At 26.5% G+C, this 741-nt stretch carries 1 pseudogene; it reads right to left on the bottom strand.

The features are described from left to right. Window positions 1–181 precede the first annotated feature (181 nt). Window positions 182–741: pseudogene (locus C6B38_RS06155) on the bottom strand (hypothetical protein); the annotation flags it as partial.

Raw genomic sequence — 741 nt, 5'->3', positions numbered from 1 at the left:
ATTATTAATTTCAATTTTAATATCATTTATTTTTTCTTTTAATTCTTTGTTTTCATCTCTAATTTTTTGCTGTTTTTTACTCAAAATAGTTGCCGTTATGCCGGTTGTTCCACCAGTAAAAAGTGATATAACCAAAACAATAATTTCTAAAATAGTTTCACTCATTTTTTAATTCTCCTTATTATCAAATTACTCAATACCCAAATGCTCGCAAACCAATAGCAGCCGTTGTCACAATACCACGCTGTGCTTTTTCTCATGTTTTAAAATCTTTTCATACCCAAAATTTAATCACATCCCTTTCGTTATCATATGCTAATATCGGTGATCATTCTTCGCCACCATTTCAACGATAACATGAATTAATATAATCTTTACTTTTATATCATCAATGAGAAAATGCAGTCGGAAAGAAATATTTAAATATATTTAAATTAATTTTTTTTCAATAATTTCAAAATAATAATTGTAATTTATAACCATTTAAATCATCAATCTCTATTCCTTCTGATGATTTTAAATTATTTTGAAATTTTGTAATTTTTCATTCTTCACTTTTATCACCACGCCATACTACATAATAATATTTATTATCAACTGTATTAAATGGTTTTTCGTCTGGTGTCATTTCTTTTAATCTGCTTTTGACATATTTGGCACTGCTTTCTATTTTGTAGGGCATTTCTCTAATTTTTTTGTCTAGTTGTGCTGTTTTTTGATCCATTTTTTCCATTTCTTTGG

The sequence above is a fragment of the Spiroplasma sp. ChiS genome (assembly GCF_002968355.1).
GTDB classification, from domain to species: domain Bacteria; phylum Bacillota_I; class Bacilli_A; order Mycoplasmatales; family Mycoplasmataceae; genus Spiroplasma; species Spiroplasma citri.
This window is presented reverse-complemented; position numbering and strand designations above follow the sequence as displayed.